The organism is Vibrio sp. bablab_jr001 (genome assembly GCF_016464285.1).
GTDB lineage: Bacteria > Pseudomonadota > Gammaproteobacteria > Enterobacterales > Vibrionaceae > Vibrio > Vibrio fluvialis.
The window spans coordinates 1-348 of the sequence record NZ_JACDWZ010000037.1; the positions used below are offsets into that span (position 1 = coordinate 1).

The following is a 348-nucleotide window of genomic DNA, read 5'->3' on the forward strand; positions in this document are numbered from 1 at the left end:
CTGCAACACGTACTGGTCAAACAGGTGGCTGGCGTGCAGCTGCTCTAAGGCAAACAGGTATTGGTTGGCGCTGTAGCGCACGTTGTCTTTTTCAATCGCCGAGAACACTTCACGGTGGAACGTCTGGCCGTCGCTGTGGTTAGCCGCCTGGAAGCGGAAGGTGACCCAGTCGTGATGAATTGCTTCTTCAACCAGCGCTTTCCATTGTTGTTTGCCCATCACCACCTGATGGGTGGCACTGGTGACAAAACCGTACTTCAGCTCCGGATTGGCTTTGGACGTGGCCACCGCGTTATCCAGCAGTGAGAGCATCTCGGTCGAGGTTTTGCTCTCTTTGTTGTGCACCAC

Annotated in this window: 1 pseudogene; it reads right to left on the reverse strand. The window is 54.9% G+C overall.

Going from position 1 to position 348, the window contains the following annotated elements:
* A pseudogene (locus JIG40_RS02615) lies at positions 1-348 on the reverse strand (diguanylate cyclase); the annotation flags it as partial.